Origin of the sequence: Halorubrum trapanicum (genome assembly GCF_002355655.1) — an archaeon.
Classification (GTDB): Archaea; Halobacteriota; Halobacteria; order Halobacteriales; family Haloferacaceae; genus Halorubrum; species Halorubrum trapanicum_A.
Window position 1 is genome coordinate 2,077,930 of sequence record NZ_AP017569.1, and the last position, 21,909, is coordinate 2,099,838.

A 21,909-nucleotide genomic window follows, 5' to 3' on the forward strand; every position below is an offset into this window, starting at 1 on the left:
CGCCCGCCGTGTCACCCCGCCGCCCGAGGCGCCGGTCCCGCGTCGCCGCGCTCGTCCTGCTCGTCGCCGCGACGAGCGTCGTCTGCTCCCTTTCGGCCGCGGCCGCCCCGGTCGGCGCCGCCGCTCCGCTCGACGCGGCCGAGCCCACCCCGGCCAACGCTACCGACGCCCGCGGCGGCCCCCGAATCGTCGAGCTGTACCCGAACCCGACGACCGCGGAGAACCGCGGCGAGTACCTCGTCGTCTCCCTCCCCGAGCGCGGGAACTGGTCGCTCTCCGACGGCTACTACGACACCGAAATTCCGACGAACGCGAGCGGTCGGGTAACGCTGTCGATGGCCCCGAACCGGACCGCCTCGATCCTCGCCGGCGACTCGGGGACGGCCGCCGGGGTCGCGGACCGGCGCACGATCCGGCGGCTGACCGACTACTTCCCGCTGTCGGCGTCGGGCGACCGGATCGAGCTCCGCCGGAACGGGCGCGCCGTCGACGTCGTCGCCTACGACCGCGCCAGCGAGGGCCACCGCTGGCGCGCCTCGTGGGGCGAGTGGCGCCCCCGTGGCTACGATCCCCGCTCGCCGGAGTCGACCGCGGACGCGGCCGTGACGCCCTTCGTCCTCCCCGACAGCCCGGGAATCCCGGTCGAGCCCCTCCGGGCCGCGGACGAGCGGCTGTTCGTCGCCGGCTACACGCTGACCTCGGAGCGGGTCGTCGGGGCGCTCGTCGCGGCCGCCGACCGCGGGGTGCGCGTTCGCGTGCTGCTGGAAGGGTCGCCCGTCGGCGGATTCCCGTCCCCGAGCGCGCCGCTGCTCGACCGCCTGACCGCCGCCGGCGTCGCGGTTCGAATCCTCGACGGCGAGGTCGAGCGGTTCCGCTTCCACCACCCGAAGTACGCGGTCGCGGACGACCGCGCCGTCGTCCTCACGGAGAACTGGAAGCCGTCCGGCACCGGCGGACACAGCAACCGCGGGTGGGGCGTCGTCGTGGGCGGCGACGGCGAAACGGCGGACGACGAGACGGCGGACCGTGCCGGAACCGACCGGAGCGCGGCGGTCGCGGACGACCTCGCCGCGCTGTTCCTCGCCGACTTCGAGGCGCACGACGCGCGGCCGTGGCGGGCCTTCCGCGCGGACACCGACTTCTACGATGACGGTCGAGCGAACGGCTCCTATCCGACGCGGTTCGACGCACCTGCGGAGCCCGTGGCCGCGGACGTGACCGTCCTGACCGCCCCGGGTAACGCCGCCGACCGGATCGTCGCGCGGATCGACGCCGCCGACGAGCGGGTGCTCGCGGTCGTGCCGCGCGTGGGCGGTCCGAACGACCGGATCGTCCGCGCGCTCCGGCGCGCCGCGGACCGCGGGGTCGACGTTCACCTGCTGCTCTCGGACGCGTGGTACGACCGCGAGGCGAACCGGAACCTCTCGAAGCGGCTCGCGGACGAGCCGATCGCGGTCGACCTCGCGGAACCGCGCGGCCGGTTCGGGAAGGTCCACGCGAAGGGGCTCGTCGTCGACGACACCGCGGTCGTCGGCAGCCTCAACTGGAACCCGAGTGCGCGGACGAACAACCGCGAGGTGTTGCTCGCGATAGAGAACGAGTCGGTCGCGGAGTTCTACGCTCGCGCGTACGCGGCCGACTGGCGCGGCGGCGGGATTCAGCTCCCGATCGCCTTCGTCGGCGGCCTCGGCGTCGCGCTCGCGGGGGCCGGCGCCGTCGCTCGGCGAGAGATCGCGTTCGGCTGAGAAACGGGTTCGGTACGAACGGCCGCGGCGGCCGACTCAGTCGTCGAGCGCGATCGTCGACGAGAGCGCCTCGTCGATCTCCGCGCCCGCCATCTTCTCGACGAGCGCCTCGATCACCTCGCTCCGGCGCCCCTTCACGAACTTGATCGAGCCGACGACGAGGTGGCCGCCGCCGGAGACGCCGGCCTCGGGCAGCTCCTCGTTCAGCTCGGTCACCATGTTCGGGATGTCGAGCCGGACGCCGTCCGAGCGGAGGACGCAGAAGTCGGGGCCGTAGCCGATGGTGATGACGGGATCGCCGGTCTCCGTCACCTTCGCGTCGTGGAGTTCGCCGGTCGTCTTTCCCGGCGCCGGGTAGGTGAACCGGTGGGCGTACTCGTCTAAGTCGATCCGGTAGAGGTGTGCGCCGGAGGCGAGCCGCTCGTGTTCGACGTGGTCGTCGACGGCGTCGAGCTGGCGCTCCACGTCGCGCTCGGCGCGCTCGGAGAGGAACTCCACGAGCTCCTCGTGTCGCTCCTCGTCGTCGCAACCGACGTTGAGGGCGTCGTTGACGAGCGTCTTCCCCTCGGAGTAGCGGAGCCAGTGGGCGGCGTAGTCGAGCGCCTCCCCGATGTCGAGGAGGTCGGACTCGTCGTAGCCGGCGCCCTCGGCGAGCGCGACGTAGTCGTCCATCGCCTCCGCCTTCGAGCGGTCGGAGAGGCCGGCGACCGCCGGCACGTGTTCGAGCTCTTCGGTGAGCGACGGGTCGATCAGGCGGGCGAGCTCGACGCACATCATCCCCGTGGTGACCCGGTAGTCCTCGCCGTGGAGATAGGGGTTGACGTGGGCGTCGAGCAGGGGCTCGACCGCCTCGGGATCGGGGTGGTGGTGGTCGACGGCCGCGATGGGGATGTCGTAGTGCGCGAGGTTCTCGTAGGCCGGCACGTCCTCCTCGGTCGACCCGTTGTCGAGCATTAGGAGGAAGGGGAGCTTCTGCCCGTGGCGGGCGCGGCCCTCTAAGGCGAAGTTGAGGTCGCGGGTGACGTCCTCCATCTCGTAGTAGGGCGCCTTGCTCGGGAGCCGCTTGAACAGGTGCCGCGGCGAGTCGGGGTCGCCGTGGACCTCCTCGATCAGGTTCTCGACGGCGAGCTGGACCGGGATCGCGGCGCACATCCCGTCCCCGTCGGCGTGGTGGCGGACGCGGATCGGGCGGCCGGCGAGGACCGTCCGGCGGAGCAGCCGGGCCAGCTCGCGGAGGTCCTCGTGGATCGGCTCGAACGCCTCCCACTCGACGAGGGGGTCGACGTCCGCGGGCTCGGCGCGCTCGTCGAGCGCCGCTTCGAAGCGCTCGCGGGCCTCGGCGGCGCGCTCGTCGGGGAGCCGCGTCAGCGAGTCGACCTCCAGCTGGAGGGCGTCCTCGCGGCTCTCGATCGTCCCCGCGACGTGGACCATGTCGCCGACCTCGACCTCGGGGTACGCCCGGACGCCGGCGGACTCGAAGGCGGCACAGGAGAGGACGCCGGAGGCGTCGGCGACGGCGAAGATGGTGGGGCCGCCCGTCTGTTTCGCTTGGACGACCTCGCCTTCGACGGTCACCTCGTCGCCCGGGGTCAGGCCGCGGACCCGCGAGACGGTCGGCTCGTGGGCGACGGCCTCGGTGCGGTAGTCGTCGGGCTCGACGTCGTCGAACGCCACGTCGCCGTTCTCCTTCACCTCGGTGAGCCGGACGATCAGCCGGTCGCCGACGGCGTAGTCGCCATCGAGGTTCGACTCGTGGACGAGCCCGCTCAGGGCGTCGGAGAGGTCGACGAACACGCCGTAGTCGACGACGCCGTTGACCTCGGCGTGGTACAGGGCGTCGACCTCGGCGTCTTCGAGTGTACAGTCAGGTGCCAGGTCGTAGACGGTCGGCCGGTCGTCGGTCGCGTTCGCCGGCCGGTCGTCGGCCGTCCCCTCCGCCGCGTCGGCGTCGGGTTCGGGGCTCGAATCGCCCCGCGTGCCGGAATCCCCGGCGGTGTTTTCGCTCATGGACAGTCCTCGGGAACGGCCGGTGTTAAGCCTGTTCTCTCGGGGCTCTCGGCCGCGGACTGGCGAGGTCCGGCTCCGAGAGCCCGCCCCGCGTCCCGCGGTCCGGAACCCCTATGAGGCGACGGCGACTTGTCTCGCTCATGCGACTGTTCCGCTCGGACGAGCTCCTCGGGATCGCCCGAGAGACCCTGGAGTTCGTGCTCGAGGCGAGCGAGGAGACGCACCCCAACGAGTACATGGGGTTCCTCCGCGCGGACGACGCCCGGAAGCTGGACCTCGACCGGGAGGGTCAGGTGATCACCGACGTGCTCGTCATCCCGGGCACGGAGTCGAGCCCGACGAGCGCCACCGTCCGCACCAACATGAAGCCGAACGACATGCGGTCGGTCGGGTCGGTCCACTCGCACCCGAACGGCGCGCTGCGCCCGAGCGACGCCGACCTCGCAACCTTCGGACAGGGGAAGGTCCACATCATCGTCGGCGCCCCCTACGGCTGGGGCGACTGGAAGGCGTTCGACAACGACGGGAGCCAGACCACCCTCGAGGTGCTCGACGTGGAGGTGCCCGACGAGCACTTCTTCGATTTCACCCAGGCGGACATCGACCGCGAGCTGGACGAACGCGACTCCGGCGGCTTCCTCTCGTGGTTCAGATGACGCGAGTCGTCGCGCAGGGGACGTTCGACCTGCTGCACCCCGGCCACGTCCACTACTTAGAGGACGCGGCGACGCACGGCGACGAGCTCCACGCCATCGTCGCCCGTCGTCCCAACGTCACGCACAAGCCGGCGCCGGTGCTCTGCGCCCGCCAGCGGCGCGACATGGTCGCGGCGCTCGACGCGGTCGACGAGGCCCACCTCGGGGACCCGGAGGACGTGTTCGTCCCCATCGAGCGGCTCGACCCCGACGTGATCGTGTTGGGGTTCGACCAGCACCACGACGAGGCCGACATCGCCGATGCCCTCGACGCGCGCGGCATCGACTGCCGGGTCGAGCGCGCGTCGGGCCGGGAGCCGAAGTACGAGGACGAGCTGCTCTCCAGCGGCGACATCGTCGATCGGATTCTGCGCGAGCGCGGCGACGGACCGGACGCGGCGCCGTCGTAGGTCGGACGCGAGCGCGCGACGGATGCGGACGCGGCGCCGTCGTAGGTCGGACGCGAGCGCGGCGACGGACCGGGCGCGGCGCCGTCGTAGGTCGCTGTCGGGGAGCCCTCCGACCGCGGCGAACGCGCGGACCCCGACGGGGGGCGGAAGCGCGGGGTCTAAATGGACTGACTCCCAAACCGAGGTGAGTGAACGTTCCCGACAAGTTCCCCGCGGTGCTGGCCGCGGCCGCGATGGGCGTGTACCTGCTCGTCGTCGTCGGCGCGACCACCTCCCTCACGGAGGCGGCGACCGCCTGCGGCGGCTGGCCCGCCTGCGGGAGCGGCGCGGCCCTGCCGACGGCGACCGCCGGGTGGATCGCCCTCGGCCATCGCGCCCTCGCGGTCGTCGTCGGCCTCCTCGTCGCCCTCTCCGCCGCGCTCGCGTGGCGGCAGGGGGCGGACCGCCGGGTCAAAGCCGCGCTCGCGGTCGCGCTCGTCGTCTACCCCGCGCAGGCCGGCGTCGGGGCGCTCGTCGCGCTCGGCGACCTGCCCGCCGCGCTCGGCTCCGCCCACCTCCTCCTCGGGATCGGTATCTTCGGGGCCGTCCTCGCGGCGCTCGCGTGGTGGCTGGAGGCCGAGACGGGGAGCCCGAACGACGCCCCCGACGAGTTCGAGGCCGGCACCGACGACCTCCCGCCGGTCGAGGAGGCGCCGGAGCCGGAGATCCCCTCGGCGACGCTCCCGCGGCTGAAGGCGACCGCGGCCGCGTACTTCCGACTGATGAAGCCGCGGCTGATGTGGCTGCTCTGCCTGGTCGCGGCCGCGGCGATGGCGCTGCGGGGCGGTCCCGGCTTCACCCCGTACGCGGTCGGGGCGACGCTGGCCGGCGGCGCGCTCTCGATCGGCGCGTCCGGAACCTTCAACCACGTGTTCGAGCGCGACGTGGACAAGCGGATGCAACGCACCAGCGACCGCCCGCTCGCCACCGACCTCGTGCCCGTTTCGCACGCGCTCGCGTTCGGCGGCACCCTCGCGCTCGTCTCGCTCGGGCTGTTCTGGACGGTGAACCCGCTGACGGCCGCGCTCGGGCTGGTCGCGATCGTATTTTACAGCGTCGTGTACACGCTCGTCCTCAAGCCGAACACGGTCCAGAACACCGTCATCGGCGGCGCGGCCGGCGCGCTCCCGGCGCTCATCGGCTGGGCCGCGGTCACGGGCGAGGTCGGCGGCGGCGGGCTGCTGCTCGCCGCGGTCATCTTCCTGTGGACGCCCGCGCACTTCTACAACCTCGCGCTGGCGTACAAGGACGACTACGAGCGCGGCGGCTTCCCGATGATGCCCGTCGTCCGCGGCGAGACCGCGACCCGCCGCCACATCCTCTGGTACCTCGGCGCGACGCTGGTCGCCGCGGTCGCGCTTGCGGCGGCCGCCGACCCGCTCGGCGCGCTGTACGCGGTCGTCGGCGTCGGCGTCGGGGCCGTCTTCCTCTGGACGGTCGTCCGGCTCCACTACGAGCAGACGGAGAGCGCGGCGTTCCGCGCGTTCCACGCCTCGAACGCCTACCTCGGGCTCCTCCTGTTCGCGGTCGTCTTCGACGCGCTGGTGGTCTGAGGCGGTCGCGGTCGACGTCGCGCTCGCCGCGGCCGCGACCCTCGCTTTTAATCCGTTCGCGCCCTACGATAAGCCATGACACGCGTCGAAATCGAGTACTGCGTCCCCTGTGGCATGTTGAACCGCGCGCAGGACGTTTCGGAGGCGATCCTCAAACAGTTCGGCGAGAGCATCGACGAGGTCGCGCTGGTGACCGGCGACGCGGGCGTGTTCGTCGTCCGCGCCGACGACGAGGTCGTCTTCGACAAGGAGGAGGACGAGTACGACGTCGACGCGATCGTCCGCGCGGTCAAGCCGCACGTCGGCGCGACGGCGTAACCCCCGACCGCGGTTCGGGCCTCACTTCTTCGTTCGAGCGACACCGCGGAAATCCTTGCGCGTAGTTCACACGGCGCAAGCTAATTGTCGCTCGGCCACGAACAGCTCCGGCGATGTCGGACTCATCGGGGCGTGCGCGCGGCGACCCTCCCGCCGAGGACCCGACGCTCGGGGCCGACGATCCGACGCTGGCGGGCGACGCCGCGTCCGGCGCGGACGGCCGATCGTGGCTCGCGCGGACTTGGTACCGGTCCCGGCTCGGGACCGCCGTCGTCGCCGTCGACGTCCTCCTCACCGCCGTCTTCGCGGGCGCGGCGTCCGTGGCGATCGACGCGCCGTTCGCCGGGATCGGTGGCCTCGGTCCGGGGATCGTCCCGCCGTTCGTTCCGCTCTTCAGCCTGCTCGGCGCGCTGGGGTTCGTGTTCACGGCCTTAGTCGAGCGCTTCGACGCCTCGGTCGGGAGGCTCCTCCGGTACAACCTCCGGCTGCCCGCCGCGCTGCCGCTCGGCGTCGGGATCTACCTGCTCTCGGACCTCGTCCTCGGTCAGGGCGTCGACGACGTGCCGCTCGTCGTCGGGACCGTCTTCCTCTCGGGGCTGTACGTGAACCTCGCGTACAAGCGCCTCGCCGCGCTGGCGCGCCGGCTCCTCCCCCCGGAGAGCGGTCGGAGCGAGGGCGGCACCGGACAGGGCGGGAACTGACCGCCCCGAGGCCTCAGTCCGGGTCGAACACCGCCCGCGCGGAGTTCGTCACCACGAGGAGGCTGCTCGACGCCATCGCGAGCGCGGCCAGCAGGGGATTGAGGACGCCCGAGAGCGCCAACGGGATCGCGACGGCGTTGTAGACGAACGCCCAGCCGAGGTTCTGCTTCAGCCGCCGGTTCGTCCCGCGCGTGACGGCGAACAGCTCCGGGACCGCGGAGAGGCGGTCTTCCAGCAGGACCGCGTCCGCGGCGTCCGCCGCGAGGTCCGTCCCGGAGGCGATCGAGATCCCCAGGTCGGCCGCGGCGAGCGCGGGGGCGTCGTTGCTCCCGTCGCCCACCATCGCGACCGACCCGTCGGCGCCGAGCCGCCGGACCGTCTCGGCCTTCGCCTCCGGCGGCACCTCGGCGAACACATCGTCGATCGCGGGGTGGTCCGCGAACCGCGTCGCGGCCGCGGGCGCGTCGCCGGTGAGCACGACCACGCGCCGCCCGTCCGCGTCGAGGTCGGCGACGACCGCCTCCCACCCCTCACGTACCTCGTCGCCGACCGTCAGGACGCCGCGAACGCGACCGCCCCAGCCGACGTAGACGGGGACGTTCCCGCGGTCGCGGGCGCCCCTCCCCGCCTCGCGCAGTCGATCGGAGACCGGCCACTCGCGCTCGTCGAACAGGTCCGGGTGGCCGACGACGACCTCGTCGCCGTCGACGCGTCCCGCGACCCCGCGGTCGAAGACGTCGACGTCGGTCGCGGCGGGGGCGTCGAGCGCGTCGACCTCGGTTGGCGGGCCGTCGCCCGGATCCGCGGCGGCCGCGGCGCCGCCGTCGGTGGCCGGTCGCTCGCCCGCCGTCTCTCCGGCATCTCCCGACACGCCGGCGACGATCGCCTCGGCGACCGGGTGGACCGAGGCGCGCTCGACGGCGGCCGCCCGCTCGCGGACGCCGTCGACCGAGGTCCCCTCGTCGGCGGTCGCGTCGAGCAGCCGCATCTCGCCGTCGGTGAGCGTCCCGGTCTTGTCGAAGACGACGGTGTCGACGTCGGCGGCCGCCTCGAAGACGGCGTCGGAGACGACGACGATTCCCCGCTCCGCCGCGTCGCGGATCCCGGCGGCGACCGCGAGCGGGGTCGCCAGCCCGAGCGCGCACGGACACGAGACGATGAGCACCGTCAGCCCGACCAAGGCGGCGTCGATCGGCGCCGAGCCGAGGGCGAGGGTGGCGGCGGCGCCGACGGTCGCGACCGCCACGACGAGCGGGACGAACACCGTCGCCAGCCGGTCGACGAGCCGCTGGATTCCGGACCGCGAGCTCTGGATCTCCCACAGCAGGCGCACGAGGGTGTCGAGGGTGTTCGCCGCGTCCTCGCCGACCTCGATCACGACGGGCGAGTCGGTGACGACGGTGCCGCCGCGGACCGGGTCGCCCTCGCGCTTCGTCGCCGGGAGCGACTCGCCCGTGACCAGGGCCTCGTCGACCGCGGCGGTCCCCTCGGCGACGGTCCCGTCGAACGGCACGCGCTCGCCGGGGCGCACGAGCAGGCGGTCGCCCGGGTCGACCGCGTCGGCGTCGAGTGGCTCGCCCGCCTCGGTGCGCACGGTGCGGTCATCGGTCGTCGTCAGGTCGGCGAGCATGCCCGTCGCCCGGCGCTTAATTATCGACTCGTAGTGGTTGCCGGCGGTGACGACCAGGATCACGGCGATGGTCACGTCGAAGTAGAGGTCGGTCCGGCCGACGAGCAGCGCGAGCGTGCTGTACGCGTACGAGCTCGTCGCCGCGAGCGACACGAGGAGGTCCATGTTGGGCTGTCGCGCCCGGAGGCTCACGTACGCGCCACGCAGGATCGGGTAGCCGGTGTAAAACAGCACGATGGAGGCGAACAGCCAGATCTGCGCGAAGAGGTAGGTGCCGGAGACGCCCCCGAGGTCGACGATCGGATCGTACCCGAAGTAGGTCGGGTACAGGAAGACGACGTACCACAGCATCGCCATCATCCCGAAGAAGCCGCCGCCGATCAGGAACCGGGCCACGGCGTTGTCGCCGTCGTCGGCCGGGTCCGCGCGGTCGCTCGCCGAGTAGCCCGCGACCGAGAGCCGGTCCGGGAGCTCGTCGGCGCTCACGGCGTCGGGGTCGTAGTCGACCCGGATCGTGTCGGTGGCGTAGCTCGCCTCGGCGGCCGCGACCCCGTCCTGCTCGCCGGCCGTCATCTCCAGGAAGGACTCGCAGGTCGCGCAGTGCATCCCGTCGACGTGGAGGAACGTCGTCTCGCCGTCGAACTCCTCGTCCGGCGTCGCGTCCGGGCCCCGCTCGTCGAGGTCGTCGAGGTCTTCGACGCCGTCGAGCGAGCGCGCGACCGTCAGGCAGCCGCGGCAGCAGAACTCGCCGTCGACGTCGGGGGCCGTGTGCGGGTCGTCCCCGGTCGGGAGGTCACAGAGGGTACAGCCTGACATGCGTGATGGTGTCCGTCGTTCCGCCGAGCGGCGCGTTCCCGGACCGTCGCCCGCCCGGCGGCGTGCCCTCGGATCGTCCGTCGCCTCGCGGTGCGTCCCGACCGGTTACGCCTGATCCGGTTCGGTCGCGTCGCCCCCGAACCCCGGCAGGCTCCCGCCGGTCGCGATCCGGAGGCTCGCCCAGATGAGCAGGACGTTCACCAGCGTGACCGCGACGACGAACTCCGCGCGGTCGGCGATGAACACCGCCGCGGGAACGAGCCCGCCGAGGACCAAGAGCACGGCCTGTTGTAACGAGAATCGCATAGAGTCGCTACGCTTCTGGTAGTCATAGATAACGGCAAAGTTCTCACGAGCTGGGAACGAGTCGATCGTATATATTACGAGGGTCGTAACCCGGGGTATGGCTCGAAGCGAGACCGCACACGCCGACGCGGACGACGTGGGCGGCGACGGCGAGGAGTTCGACCCGATCGGCACGCTCACGCTCATCGGGATCTACTTCGTGATTCTAGTGCTCGCATGGGTGTACATCTACTTCGTAGAGTTCCTGGGCCGAGACCTCGTCGTGGTGGGGTGATCAGACGTGCACATTCACGCCTACGAAAAGCTCTGGCTCGCGCTCTCGATCGTGTTGATCCTCGCCCTTATCGGGACCGTGACGTACGGCGCCGTCGGCCCGGGCGTGGCGATGGTCGCCGACTCGCAGTCAACCATCGACCCGACGGCGCTCGACGAGGACGAGCGGTTCTCGGAGCCTCGGGTCGAGCAGGTCGGCGAGAACGAGTACGAGGCGTACGTCGTCGCTCGACAGTTCGGGTTCCAACCCGACCCGATCGTCGTGCCGGCGAACAGCACGGTGACGTTCTACGTCACCTCCGCCGACGTGATCCACGGGTTCGAGGTGGTCGGCACGAGCGCGAACACGATGGTCGTCCCCGGCGAAGTCTCGGAGATCACGGTCGAGACCGACGAGCCCACCGAGTACGGGATCGTCTGTAACGAGTACTGCGGCGCGGGTCACCACGTCATGGAGGGAAAGCTCCACGTCGTCAGTCAGTCGGAGTTCGAGAACCGAGGGGGTGACTCGGCGTGAGCACAGCCCTCGAGTCCGAGCGGACGTTCGTCGACAAGTTCCCCGACGAGGCGCGCGTCGTCCGCGCGGCCTTCCTGAGTTCATTCTTCGCCCTGTTCCTCGGTGCGGTGTTCGGGATCATCCAGACGCTCCACCGGACCGATGTCGCGCGGATCATCCCCTCAACGGATTACTACACCGTTCTCACCGCGCACGGCGTCTTCATGGTGATCAGCTTCACGATCTTCTTCCTCGTCGGGTTGTTCACTTGGGCGATAACTCGGAGCCTTGACCGGCCGCTGTTGAACATCAAGATCACGTGGACGTGGTACGGACTGATGGCGACCGGCATGACGCTCACCGGCATCTCGATCCTCGCCGGGTTCGTCGACTCCATCGACATGAGCGCGGACGTGCTATACACCTTCTACGCGCCGCTTCAGGCCCACCCGCTGTTCTACGCCGGGCTCGTTGTGTTCATCGTCGGCACGTGGATCGCGGGGGCGGACTGGTTCCGGACGTTCCTCGCGTGGCGGCGCGACCACCCGGACGAGCGGATCCCGCTCCAGACGTTCATGGTGTTGACCACGATGACGATGTGGTACATCGCCTCGTCCGCCGTCGCCGCCTCCGTGCTGCTGTTCCTCCTGCCGTGGTCGCTCGGCTTCATCGACCAGGTGAACCCGACGCTGACCCGGACGCTGTTCTGGTTCTTCGGCCACCCGGTCGTCTACTTCTGGCTGATGCCGGCGTACATGCTCTGGTACACCGTCCTGCCGAAGATCGCCGGCGGGCGGCTGTTCAGCGACCCGCTGGCCCGGGTCGTGTTCGTGCTGTTCGTCCTCCTCTCGACGCCGGTCGGGATCCACCACCAGTACCTCGACCCCGGCATCGCGGAGGGGTTCAAGTTCATCTCGATGACGAACACGATGTTCCTGCTGTTGCCCAGCCTGCTCACCGCGTTCACCGTTGTCGCGAGCGTCGAGTACGGGGCTCGCAAGAACGGCGGCACCGGACTGCTCGGCTGGCTCACGCACCTCCCGTGGCGGAAGCCGGAGTTCACGGGCATGATGCTCGCCGGGCTCATGTTCGCGGCCGGCGGCTTCTCCGGGATGGTGAACGCCGGAATGAACATCAACTACCTCATCCACAACACGCTGTGGGTGCCGGGCCACTTCCACCTCACCGTCGGGACCGCGGTCGCGCTGACCATGATGGCCGGGACCTACTGGCTCTGGCCGCAGATCAGCAACAAGCCGATCTACAGCAGTCAGATCGGACTGTTCCAAGTCGTGCTCTGGTTCATCGGCATGGCGCTGATGTCGAACGCGATGCACGCGCAGGGGCTGCTCGGTGTGCCGCGTCGGACCGCCGAACCGGAGTACTCCGGCTTCGACTACCCGACGATGTTCGGCGGCTTCGAGGAGCTGAACATCCAGATAGCGATCGGCGGGACGCTGCTTTTCGTCTCGACGATCCTGTTCCTCGGGAACCTCGTGTTGACGATGGGGAACCCGACGGTCTCCGGGCTCGCGGAGACCCTGCCGACGCCGGTCTCCGGGCCCGAGGACGCCCCGCAGGTGCTCGATAACCTCCGCCTGTGGGTCGGCATCGCTGTGACGCTCGTCGTCTTAGCCTACGCCCTCCCGATCGCGGCGATCATCCAGCGCGGCGGGCTGCTCGGCCCGGGCGTCGGCACCTATCCGGTGTGGCTCGCCCCCCTGTTGGACGCGCTCGCGAACGCGGCGGCGACGCTGTTCGGCGCGGTCGGCGACGCGGGGGCCTCGCTCGCCGGGGTGGTCCGATGAGCGTGGACATCAGCCGCGGCGGGCTGCTCGTGACGCTCGCGATCTTCGGCGTGATCGTCTACGAGATGCGGACCGTCCTCGACTTCGTCGGCCTCGAACTGCCGATCATTCCGTACATGGCCGCCGTCTTCGTCCTCGCCGGCCTCTCGGTCTGGTACGTCACGCTGAAGGGCGGGTGGCGCACCGAGCCCGAGGGCGACGAGCCGGCCTAACGGCTCGAAACGCGGTCTCGAAGACCGCTCGCTCGTCTTTCTCCCGGAACACGTTTTCCGACAGAAGCAGTTATGACCCCTCGGCCACAATAATGCGTATGGAATCCAATACTGTATCGAACGATGCCGACGCTTCCGAAGCGCCGGCCGGTGCGAACCGCCCGGTCTCGCTGTCGGACGAGGATGACCTCGACGAGTTCGTCGCGGACGCGGACGTCGCGCTCGTGGAGTTCTACACCGACGGCTGCGGCATCTGCGCGAGCATGGAGCCGGTAATCGGGAACGTGGCCCGCGGCGCCGACGCCGATCTGGCGGTCGGCACGGTGAACCCCCGCGACGACCCGCCGCTGGTCGAGCGGTTCGACGTGCGGAGCGTCCCGCTGTTCGTCCTCTTCGTCGACGGCGAACCGGTCGCGCGGCGCGCCGAGGGGTTCATTCCGGGCGACGAGCTGACGGCGTGGGTCGACGAACACGCGGCCTGAGCGATCGCGATTCGTCGGTTTGAGATCGTCTCGGGAGTTCGGTGTGGTGACGCGACGGCTATCGAAGCCCCAGTCGCTCGCCCGTACGACGATTTTATTTATAAACGAGGGTGTCATAGAAGTCTTCTCACACCTACCTAGGAATCGCTCAGTACAGGGAACTCGCAGATCGCTTAGACCATCCCAGTTTGACCCACAAGGCATACGTAATGTAAGACAAGACAAATTTATATGCTCTTGAACAAGCGAACAAGTGAGATTATAGTGGCTATAGCCGCGTTTCTCTTTGTTCTTGGGACGTTGACTGGGTTGCGAGTCTGGGACTTGGAACCCTCGACTTCAGTACAATCGGCTATTGTCTACGGTGGTGCGCTCTTTATTACTGTTATCGTTGTCTTGCGAGCGTTTCAGGGTGCAGATCTCGTTGGGAATTGGATACTCACATTCGGTCCATGTTTTGGTTTCACACTCAATCTGTTCATCCCAATCATGGCAAACCCGACCGCTTTCATATTTCCACTTGTCACCGGAGCAATCGTATCTGGCGTGATTACAGTAGTTGGGTACTTGATCGGACGAGGTTTCAGCGAGGTTTGAGATGAACAGGACGCGTAACCGGATTCAATAAGCAGCTCTCATCAACCGGCTGTTTTAGGCGAGAATGGCTATGTTGAAATCCTCAACAGGTGACATATTCTGACCCGGTTGCGGTCAATACAGGGAACTCACGAATCGCTCAGTACAGATGAACATAGAAAGTTTAGTATAGATTATAGGTTTATCAGAAAGCCTTTGTGTTCCTGTAGATCAGTGAAAAATAAATGTGCGATCCGTCACGCCGGCAATTTCTCAGATCTGGCGGTCTAATCGGCCTCATAGGGCTTGCTGGCTGTACATCAGTACCGTTCGTCGGGACACTTGGATTCCGGCTCCGTAATTATACAGACGAAGCCTACGAAGCTCGAATCGAGATCCAGGTTACCGGGCGGTCGGATTTCGAGAAGACGTATGACCTGCCGAGTCCAAGCGGAGCAGACCCGTACGTACACACTGAATCAACTGCCATCTCAAACGTGCCGAAGGGAATGTCATATACCGTTTCCCTGTTTCTCGATGGAACCGAGGTAGAGACCCTTACAGCGACTATGGACTGTGTAGGCCGCGATAAACAGCAGATAGAGGAAGAAATTGACATTAATATTGGATTCGGTGGAAACGATACGGTGAAAATGGCTGATTCCCAGTGCTGAATTAGCAAGCGCGTTCCATCGGCTGATTCAGCTGTGAATCCACGAAATAAATGTCGTGGTAAATCTTCTATGACACCCTATTATAAACTGCTAAGCCACGCGGACCGCTCCGAAGCCCCAGCCGCGAGGCGGGCGCACGCTCGGGGCGGTCCTCGCTCGTTCGCTCCGCTCACTCGCTGCGGTCCTGCCTTCGCCTGCGCCCGCCTCGCGACTGCCCCTTCGAGTCCCGCCCGACAGCACCGCACAGCGCCTCGCGCCTCCCCAGCCTCGTCGGTGGTCCTCCGCGTTGCTCCGGACCACCGACTCCCTCGCGCGTGCTCCTCGCGGTCGCCGAGGGCGACCGCTCGCAGGCACGCGCCACCGCAGTGCCGCTGTTCATTTATAAGTAGCTGCGATCGACGGAACCCTTTTGAGCCGGACCGGCGTACTCGGAGGCAGTATGGGACTGGGCTCGGACATGTACCGGCAGCAGATCCTCGACCACTACAAGAACCCGCGTAACTACGGGGAACTCGAGGATCCGGACTTCACGCACGTCGGCGAGAACCCCTCCTGTGGCGACACGATCCGGATGGACGTCCAACTCGACGACGCCGAGGAGACGGTCGAGGCAGTGCGGTTCACCGGCGACGGCTGCGCCATCTCGATGGCCTCCGCGAGCATGCTCTCCGAGCGGCTCCACGGGATGCCCGTCGACGAGCTCGACGCGCTCGACACCGACGACGTCACGGAGATGCTCGGCGTCGACATCTCGCCGATGCGCGTCAAGTGCGCGGTGCTGGGCCGACAGGTCGCGCAGGACGGCGCGAAGATCCACCGCGGCGAGCTCGACCCGGACGCGGACCGCACGGTCACCGAGGAGTAGCCGCTCGACTCTCGCTGCGGCCGGCTCGCGCCGCGGACGCGCCCGTCCCGAGCCCACCGGACTTTTGCCCGCGAACCACGTTCGTCCGCCCATGAGCGACGGCTTCGACAAGGAGGCGGAACGCGAGAAGCTCCGCGAGAAGTTCGCGGAGGACGAGAAGAAGCGCGAGCACACCCAGCAGATGTCCGAACTGCTCCTGAAGGGCGCGACGATGACGAACCGCCACTGCGGGGAGTGCGGCGACCCCATCTTCCGGTACGACGGCCGCGAGTTCTGCCCCACCTGCGGGAACGAGGCCGGGGGCGCGGCCGAGGCGGGGGAGGCTCCGGCTGAGGCGGGCGACGCTCCGGCCGAGGCGGACGGGGCTTCGGTCGAGGCGGGCGACGCTCCGGCCGACGCGGGTGACGCTCCCGCCGTCGCGACCGGAACGTCGACTGAAGCGGACGCCGAGGAGGGCGTCGACGCCGCGGCGGAGAACGGCGCGGTCGACTCCGGCGCGAACGAACCGGGCCGGTCGGAGTCGCCCCCGTCGACCGCGGCCCCGCAGGGCTCGACACCGTCGCAGGAGTCGGCGCCCTCGCAGGACTCGGCGTCGCCACGGAGGTCGTCGCCGCAGCGGTCCGAGCCGCAGCGGTCCGAGCCGCAGCAGTCGGTCCCGTCGCGGTCGGCCGACGACGCCGAGGGCGTCGGGGCCGCTCGCGCGTCGCTGACGCGGACGCTGACGCGGTTCGCGCGCGCCGCCGAGGAGACGGACGATCCGCGGCGCGCCCGCGACCACCTCGAAGCGGCCCGCGAGGCGGCCGAGGCGCTCGCGGCGCTGAATCGGTAGCCGGCGACGTCGCGACGCGGCGACGCCTCGAACGAGGGTGGGGTAGATCGGGAAGTACGGAGAGCGGGGAGACGGAAAATACGGGAGCCGGAAAAGACGAAGAGGGTGAGAGAGAACGGAGAGACGGCGGACTCGCTTCGGTCGCGGCGGCGTCAGGCCCGAACCGGCGAGCCGGCCGGCTCCATGTTCGCCCAGCTCGGCTCGTCGCACAACAGCGCGTGGACGATCCGGACGACCGCGTCGAGGTTCGCCTCGTTGTCGATCTCGCCGCGCTCCGCGCGCCGGACGAACTGATCGACTTCCTCCAGCGTCACGGTTCCGGCGGCGATAGCGCCGGTGACCGTCTCCGTGTCGCTTTCGAGCGCGTTCAACAGTTCGGGCGACGGATCCGGGTCGGACGTGGCGTGGCGTGGCGGGTTCTCCGGCTTCGCGGCGGTCATGTCGATAGTTACTATATAGCGAGTTAATATATTAGTATCGGAACTCATAAACTTCCTGTCAGTCTCGTGCTGGCTGCTGAGCGAGATGAATCGATGCGTCGGTGCTCGAACCGGACGCGCCGAGAAAATCGTCGAAATCCCAGCCAATCGCTTATAAATAATCCACAACGGATTGGCGGCGAACACCGCCAAAGTCCCAGCCAATCTCTTATAAATAGTTGACTGCGATCGGCGACGACCACCTCCAAAGCCCCAGCCGCGAGGACGGCGCACACTCGTTGCGCTCCTCGGTCGCTCACTCCGTTCGCTCCCTGCGGTGCTTACGTCGTCTGCGCCGTCCTCGTGGCTGCCCCTTTGAGTCCCGCCCCTCACAGCACAGCAGCCTCACGCCTCCCCAGCCTCGCCGCTCACTCCCTCCGGTCGCTCGCGGCGTCCCTCGCGCGTGCTGCTCGGCCGCAGAGCGGCCTCGCAGGCACGCGCCACCGCACACGTTCATTTATAAATAGGTCGCCGCTATCGCCCGCTCTCGACGGCGACGCGCATGTCTTGGGCGAGCCGCTCGGCGCGTTCGGCGTCGGCGGACTCGGCGTAGATCCGGATCTTCGGCTCGGTGCCGGAGGGGCGGACCAGCACCCACGCGTCGCCGTAGTCGAGCCGGTAGCCGTCGGTGGTGTTCGGCTCCGCGTCGGCGGTCTCGACGTACGCGCGGGCGGCAGAGAGCATCTCGTCGCGCTCGTCGTCGCCCTCGTACTCCACGTTCGCCCGCACGAAGTGGTAGTCGCTGTACGGCGCGACGACCTCGCTGACGGGCGCGCCGTCGGCGTCGGCGAGCAGTTCGAGGAACCGCGCGCCGATGTACGCGCCGTCCCGCGAGAGCCGGTACGGCGGGAAGAAGACGCCGCCGTTCCCCTCGCCGGCGACCGGGACGTTGACCCCCTCCTCGTGGAGTTCGCGGGTGCGGGTGATGATGTTCGTCGCGCCGATGGGGGTCAGCTCTAGGTCGGCGTCGTTGGCGCCGCAGACGTCGACGAGCCGCTGGGAGACGTTGACCGCGCTGACGACCGCGTCGCCCGGGTCGAGGCAGGCGTCCGCCAGCGCCGCGAAGGAGGTGTCGCCGTCGACGAACTCGCCCTCCTCGTCGACGAACACCGCGCGGTCCGCGTCGCCGTCGTGCGCGATCCCCACGTCCGCGTCGCTCGTCGCGACCAGCCGCGAGAGGTCGCCGAGGTTCTCCGGGACCGGCTCCGAGTCGCGGCCGGGGAAGTGGCCGTCCGGGGTCGCGTTGACGGTCAGCACCTCGCAGCCGAGCTCGCGGTAGATCCGGGGCGACGCGACCGAGGCCGCGCCGTGCCCGGGATCGACCGCGACCGTGAGGTCGGCGTCGGCGATCGCCTCCCGGTCGACCGCGGCGATCAGCTGGTCGACGTAGTCGTCGACGGCGCCCTCGACCGGCGTCGTCGCGCCCGCCGCCCGCCAGTCGGCGTGGTCGTACTCGTCGTCGAGGACGCGCCGCTCGATCCGCTCTAACACGTCGACCGAGAGCTCCACGCCGTCGTCGCCGACGAGCTTGATCCCGTTGAACTCCGGCGGGTTGTGCGATGCGGTGACGAGGACGGCGGGCACCCCCGCCGACTCGCAGTAGTTGCCGACCGCGGGCGTGGGGACGACGCCGAGTCGGTCGACGTCGCAGCCGACCGCGGCGAGGCCGCTCGCGGCCGCGTTCGCGAACAGCTCGCCGGTGGTCCGCGTGTCGCGCGCGACGGCGACACGGTCGGCGTCCCAGACCGTCCCCGCCGCCTTCGCGATGTCGAGGACGAGCGCGGGCGTGAGGTACCGCAGCGCGACCCCGCGGATGCCGCTCGATCCGAACAGCTCCATGCGAGGCCATCCGCCGGCCGAGGGGAAAGCGGTTCCGAACCGCTCGGCGACGTGTCGGCGGAGGGACACGCTCGCGCCGGGCCCGCGACGACGCGTGCGGTTCATGCCGGTGGCGCTCGTTCGCCCCGTATGGACCACACGCGACGCGACGCGCTCGTCGGAAGCGCGCTCGCCCTGTCCGTCGCGACGGCGGGCTGCCTCGACTTCGCCGCGGGCGACGGGCCGCAGGGCCCCGAGGGGACGCCGGCGACGCTGACCTGCGAGGACGACGGGTTCGTCCGCCTCGATCGGCCGTTCGAGGCGTCGGTCGCCGAGACGCTCGTCGAGACGGGCGAGACGACCGTGGAGCTCTCCACCGAGGGGACGACCGAGACGTACGGCCAGTCGCTCCGGCTCGTCCTCCGGAACACCGGCGACGCTCCGACGCCCACGCGCGGCGAGTCCGCCTACTCGCTCCAGCGCGAGACGGGCGAGGGGTGGCTCGACGTCCGCGGATCGACGACGGGCGAGGCGGTCGAACTCCCGCGGAGCGAGTCGTCGCTCGGCACGAGCTCGGCGTACTCTTGGGACATCACGCTGACCGAGTCGGGCATCGCCGACGCGGTCGACGGCGTCGACCTGGCCGTCTGTCCGCCGCTCGGCGCCGGGACCTACCGGTTCGTCTACTGGGGGCTCGTCGACGCGCCGCCGATCGGCGCGGAGTTCGAACTGGTCGGGTGAGGCCGGTTCGACGTGGGCCCGGTCGACTTCGGACCGCAGCGCGGGTCTCGACTCAGAACGACTGCCAGTCGGAGGGTTGGCCCACGCGGCCGCGGACCCGGAACTCCCGGTCGTCGTCCTCGACGCGCGTCTCGACGACGACCTCGAACGGCTCGTGGAGGGTGTGAACGACCTGCTCGTCGTGGGCGGTCGAGCCGACGACGCCGACGAACGGCCACCCCTCGCCGGATGTCTGGGAGGTCATCACGCGGGTGAACCGGTAGATGCGCTCGGGGTCCCAGTACATCAGCAGCTGCGAGAGCGAGTAGACGCCGACCGCGCGGTCGCGCCCGGCGGAGGACTCGACGATGTCGGTGAACTTGATGCCGATGTCCGTGAGGTTGCCCGCGCTGGCGACGTACTTGGTCGTCGGCGTGTCCTCGCGTTTGTCGCCCTGCTCGTGGGTGACGCAGTCGATGACGACGACGTCGTCGCCGTCGCCGCCCGTCAGCTCCTCGTAGTCGTCGCGGACCTTCTCCGCGGTCCGGCCCGTCGAGATGACGACCGGGCCGTCGGACCACGCGGCGAGCAGCCGGTTGAACAGGTCGTACTTCCCGCTCATCGGGGGACCGCTGATGAGGACGCTGTCGGCGCCGCGGACAGCGTCGGGAAGCGCGGTCATAGTGAAAACGTGAGAGAGTGTCGGGTAAAACCCTTCGGAGCGATCACTTTCGGAGCATGGAGGGGAGGTCGAGCGAGGACGGCGGTCCCTCTCGCGGCCCGTCGGTGAGTGTCAGCTCGCGTATCGCACCGGGGAGCGCGGCGGGGACCGGGGACTCGCGCGGCTCGCCGGCGCCGTCGACGAGCGAGCGCCAGACGGCCTCGTCGTCCGGGTCGTCCCGCTCCGCCTTCGCCTCCAGCGCCTTCGTCCGCCCCTCGTCGTACGCCAGCTCCACGATGCTCCGGTCGTAGCTCCCCGGGAACGCCTCCAACACCCGGTCGAGCTCCTCCGGGCGCGCGCTGTCGACGCCGGCCGCGACGCCCAGCGCGAAGGCGCGCTCGACGGCCTCCTCCCGCGAGAGGTCGTCCCACTCCGTGCCGAACGTGCGGTCGTACATCAGTGCGTCACCGTCGCGGCCGAGCCGACGCGAAGCCCGCCGTCGGTGAACTCCACGTCCTGGATGTCGGTGTCGACGTTCGTCCCCCGCATCTTCAGCACTTGGACCCCGCGGCGCATCCCCTCGTCCTCGAGGTAGTTGTGCATGAAGACGACGCCGTGCGCGAGGTAGTGCTCCTCGGAGTAGGCGCTCGGGTCGGTCATCTCGGAGATCAGGAGGGTCGTGGCGTCGGTCCGCTTCAGCGAGGAGAGCAGCTGGACCATCGTGTCCTCGTCGTCGTCGAGGAGGAACCGCAACAGCATCGTCGAGTCGAAGACGACCCGGTCGATGTCGCGGGAGTTGATGAACCCGGTGAGGCGGTTGGTGACGCCCGAGCGGTCGCGCCGGTCGCCGGGGAGGCCGAAGAAGCGCCGCCCGTCCGACGAGAAGGAGTCGAGGAAGGTGACGCGGTCGGAGTCGAGCGCGCGGTCGAACCCGAACTCGTAGCCGCTCATGTCCTCGCGGATCCCCTCCTTCGTCTCGTGCATGCTGATGTAGAGGACGTCCTCGCCGTTCCGGGCGCCCTGGGCCGCGAACTGCGAACAGAAGGTCGTTTTGCCGCTCCCGGGCGGACCGCTGACCACGTAGAGGCGGTCCGCGGGGAACCCGCCGTCGACGAGGGCGTCGAACCCCGGGACGCCGCTTGAGACGCGCATACGTGGGAGACCCGTCGGACGGCTGATAAGCGTTGGCACCCGGTTCTCACGGGTGAGAACCGACGCAGCCCTCGCGTGTCCCGCGTCGATCCGAGGGCGGCCGCTTCTCCCGACTACGCCTCCGCGGCCTCGACGTCGTCGAGGTCGGCGGCGAGCGCGTCGTCGACGTCCGGCGAGACCCACACGACGAACCGGTCGTCGGACTTGACGATGCCGCGGACGCCCTCGTCCTCGACGGTGGTGTTCTGGTCGACGTCCTCGGGCGAGACGTCGCGGACCTGGAACACCTCGTCGACCATCCAGCCGACCGTCCCGCCCTCGTCGATCTCGCCGTCGTCGAAGACGACGATCCGCTCGCGCGGCCCGTCCTCGTCGATGTCGAACACCGTCTTCGGGTCGACGATCGTCGTCGTCCGGCCGCGGAGGTCCATCACGCCCTCGACGTGGTCCGGCGAGTTGGGGATCCGCGTGAGCTCGCCGGCGTCGACGATCTCGTCGATGACGCCGATGTCCAGACAGTACGTCCCGTCGCCCAGGCCGAACTCCAACACCTTGGTCGGTTCGGCGTCCGCCTCTGTTGCTGCCATGCCCGTAGCTGCGGCGAACCGACAGATAATCGTGTCCCCTGAATTATCAGGGGTGAT

Annotated in this window: 25 protein-coding genes; 16 read left to right on the forward strand and 9 right to left on the reverse strand. The window is 69.4% G+C overall.

The window, feature by feature from the left end:
• The first annotated feature begins 8 nt into the window (after positions 1-8).
• Positions 9-1,745 (forward strand): phospholipase D-like domain-containing protein, encoded by a 1,737-nt coding sequence (locus CPZ01_RS10095; RefSeq protein WP_231899167.1) that lies wholly within the window; start codon positions 9-11, stop codon positions 1,743-1,745.
• A 36-nt stretch (positions 1,746-1,781) separates the two neighbouring features.
• Here CPZ01_RS10095 and CPZ01_RS10100 read toward each other — a convergent pair whose 3' ends face one another.
• Positions 1,782-3,752, reverse strand: coding sequence for a DHH family phosphoesterase (locus CPZ01_RS10100; RefSeq protein ID WP_096394676.1), 1,971 nt, complete (start codon positions 3,750-3,752; stop codon positions 1,782-1,784).
• A 140-nt stretch (positions 3,753-3,892) separates the two neighbouring features.
• Here CPZ01_RS10100 and CPZ01_RS10105 point away from each other — a divergent pair, with 140 nt between their 5' ends.
• The 5 genes from CPZ01_RS10105 to CPZ01_RS10125 all read left to right on the forward strand — a co-directional run bounded on the left by CPZ01_RS10105 (position 3,893) and on the right by CPZ01_RS10125 (position 7,468).
• On the forward strand, positions 3,893-4,408 hold the full coding sequence (locus tag CPZ01_RS10105; RefSeq protein WP_096394678.1) for a Mov34/MPN/PAD-1 family protein: 516 nt from the start codon (positions 3,893-3,895) through the stop codon (positions 4,406-4,408).
• Positions 4,405-4,857, forward strand: a complete 453-nt coding sequence (locus CPZ01_RS10110; RefSeq protein ID WP_096394680.1) for an FAD synthase family protein — start codon at positions 4,405-4,407, stop codon at positions 4,855-4,857. The genes CPZ01_RS10105 and CPZ01_RS10110 overlap by 4 nt, the downstream gene beginning before the upstream one ends.
• A gap of 188 nt (positions 4,858-5,045) precedes the next feature.
• Positions 5,046-6,449 carry a heme o synthase gene (locus CPZ01_RS10115; protein ID WP_096394682.1) on the forward strand — a complete coding sequence of 468 codons (1,404 nt, stop codon included), beginning with the start codon at positions 5,046-5,048 and terminating at the stop codon, positions 6,447-6,449.
• 75 nt (positions 6,450-6,524) lie between these two features.
• A complete protein-coding gene (locus CPZ01_RS10120; RefSeq protein WP_008441335.1) occupies positions 6,525-6,767 on the forward strand; it encodes an Rdx family protein in 243 nt (80 codons plus the stop codon).
• Positions 6,768-6,880: 113 nt separating this feature from the next.
• Entirely contained in the window at positions 6,881-7,468 is a 588-nt protein-coding gene (locus CPZ01_RS10125) for a hypothetical protein (RefSeq protein WP_096394684.1), read from the forward strand.
• 13 nt (positions 7,469-7,481) lie between these two features.
• Here CPZ01_RS10125 and CPZ01_RS10130 read toward each other — a convergent pair whose 3' ends face one another.
• Positions 7,482-9,914 carry a heavy metal translocating P-type ATPase gene (locus CPZ01_RS10130; protein WP_096394686.1) on the reverse strand — a complete coding sequence of 811 codons (2,433 nt, stop codon included), beginning with the start codon at positions 9,912-9,914 and terminating at the stop codon, positions 7,482-7,484.
• A 105-nt stretch (positions 9,915-10,019) separates the two neighbouring features.
• Positions 10,020-10,220 carry a hypothetical protein gene (locus CPZ01_RS10135; protein ID WP_096394689.1) on the reverse strand — a complete coding sequence of 67 codons (201 nt, stop codon included), beginning with the start codon at positions 10,218-10,220 and terminating at the stop codon, positions 10,020-10,022.
• A 97-nt stretch (positions 10,221-10,317) separates the two neighbouring features.
• On the opposite strand from CPZ01_RS10135, the gene CPZ01_RS15460 reads away from it, so the two are divergent.
• The 9 genes from CPZ01_RS15460 (at position 10,318) to CPZ01_RS10170 (ending at position 16,435) form a co-directional block, all read left to right on the forward strand.
• Entirely contained in the window at positions 10,318-10,494 is a 177-nt protein-coding gene (locus tag CPZ01_RS15460; RefSeq protein WP_172863952.1) for a hypothetical protein, read from the forward strand.
• A gap of 6 nt (positions 10,495-10,500) precedes the next feature.
• Entirely contained in the window at positions 10,501-11,010 is a 510-nt protein-coding gene (locus CPZ01_RS10140; protein WP_096394691.1) for a cytochrome c oxidase subunit II, read from the forward strand.
• Positions 11,007-12,797 carry a b(o/a)3-type cytochrome-c oxidase subunit 1 gene (locus CPZ01_RS10145; protein WP_096394693.1) on the forward strand — a complete coding sequence of 597 codons (1,791 nt, stop codon included), beginning with the start codon at positions 11,007-11,009 and terminating at the stop codon, positions 12,795-12,797. Before CPZ01_RS10140 ends, CPZ01_RS10145 begins: the two co-directional genes overlap by 4 nt.
• Positions 12,794-13,009: a CbaC protein gene (locus tag CPZ01_RS10150; protein WP_096394695.1), complete on the forward strand. Its 216-nt coding sequence runs from the start codon at positions 12,794-12,796 to the stop codon at positions 13,007-13,009. The genes CPZ01_RS10145 and CPZ01_RS10150 overlap by 4 nt, the downstream gene beginning before the upstream one ends.
• Before the next feature lie 98 nt (positions 13,010-13,107).
• A complete protein-coding gene (locus tag CPZ01_RS10155; protein WP_096394697.1) occupies positions 13,108-13,491 on the forward strand; it encodes a thioredoxin family protein in 384 nt (127 codons plus the stop codon).
• Between the two features lie 231 nt (positions 13,492-13,722).
• Complete coding sequence (locus CPZ01_RS15020; RefSeq protein ID WP_157745955.1) at positions 13,723-14,088, forward strand: hypothetical protein; 366 nt, start codon at positions 13,723-13,725, stop codon at positions 14,086-14,088.
• A 224-nt stretch (positions 14,089-14,312) separates the two neighbouring features.
• The gene (locus tag CPZ01_RS10160) at positions 14,313-14,741 is read left to right on the forward strand and encodes a hypothetical protein (RefSeq protein WP_096394699.1); all 429 of its coding nucleotides are present in this window, start codon (positions 14,313-14,315) and stop codon (positions 14,739-14,741) included.
• A gap of 439 nt (positions 14,742-15,180) precedes the next feature.
• Entirely contained in the window at positions 15,181-15,606 is a 426-nt protein-coding gene (gene sufU / locus CPZ01_RS10165; RefSeq protein WP_096394701.1) for a Fe-S cluster assembly sulfur transfer protein SufU, read from the forward strand.
• A 91-nt stretch (positions 15,607-15,697) separates the two neighbouring features.
• A complete protein-coding gene (locus CPZ01_RS10170) occupies positions 15,698-16,435 on the forward strand; it encodes an Sjogren's syndrome/scleroderma autoantigen 1 family protein (RefSeq protein WP_096394703.1) in 738 nt (245 codons plus the stop codon).
• Positions 16,436-16,587: 152 nt separating this feature from the next.
• On the opposite strand, the gene CPZ01_RS10175 is transcribed toward CPZ01_RS10170, so the two are convergent.
• Together CPZ01_RS10175 and glmM are read right to left on the reverse strand one after the other, a co-directional pair.
• Complete coding sequence (locus CPZ01_RS10175) at positions 16,588-16,875, reverse strand: hypothetical protein (RefSeq protein ID WP_096394705.1); 288 nt, start codon at positions 16,873-16,875, stop codon at positions 16,588-16,590.
• Positions 16,876-17,388: 513 nt separating this feature from the next.
• Positions 17,389-18,753, reverse strand: coding sequence for a phosphoglucosamine mutase (gene glmM / locus CPZ01_RS10180; protein ID WP_096394707.1), 1,365 nt, complete (start codon positions 18,751-18,753; stop codon positions 17,389-17,391).
• A 129-nt stretch (positions 18,754-18,882) separates the two neighbouring features.
• Here glmM and CPZ01_RS10185 point away from each other — a divergent pair, with 129 nt between their 5' ends.
• Positions 18,883-19,473 carry a hypothetical protein gene (locus tag CPZ01_RS10185; protein WP_096394709.1) on the forward strand — a complete coding sequence of 197 codons (591 nt, stop codon included), beginning with the start codon at positions 18,883-18,885 and terminating at the stop codon, positions 19,471-19,473.
• A 52-nt stretch (positions 19,474-19,525) separates the two neighbouring features.
• On the opposite strand, the gene CPZ01_RS10190 is transcribed toward CPZ01_RS10185, so the two are convergent.
• The 4 genes from CPZ01_RS10190 to CPZ01_RS10205 form a co-directional block, all read right to left on the reverse strand.
• Positions 19,526-20,134, reverse strand: a complete 609-nt coding sequence (locus CPZ01_RS10190) for a DUF7504 family protein (protein ID WP_096394711.1) — start codon at positions 20,132-20,134, stop codon at positions 19,526-19,528.
• Between the two features lie 43 nt (positions 20,135-20,177).
• Positions 20,178-20,570: a hypothetical protein gene (locus tag CPZ01_RS10195; protein WP_096394713.1), complete on the reverse strand. Its 393-nt coding sequence runs from the start codon at positions 20,568-20,570 to the stop codon at positions 20,178-20,180.
• The gene (locus tag CPZ01_RS10200; RefSeq protein ID WP_096394716.1) at positions 20,570-21,265 is read right to left on the reverse strand and encodes an RAD55 family ATPase; all 696 of its coding nucleotides are present in this window, start codon (positions 21,263-21,265) and stop codon (positions 20,570-20,572) included. Before CPZ01_RS10200 ends, CPZ01_RS10195 begins: the two co-directional genes overlap by 1 nt.
• Before the next feature lie 113 nt (positions 21,266-21,378).
• Complete coding sequence (locus CPZ01_RS10205; RefSeq protein WP_096394718.1) at positions 21,379-21,852, reverse strand: chemotaxis protein CheW; 474 nt, start codon at positions 21,850-21,852, stop codon at positions 21,379-21,381.
• Positions 21,853-21,909: the final 57 nt, after the last annotated feature.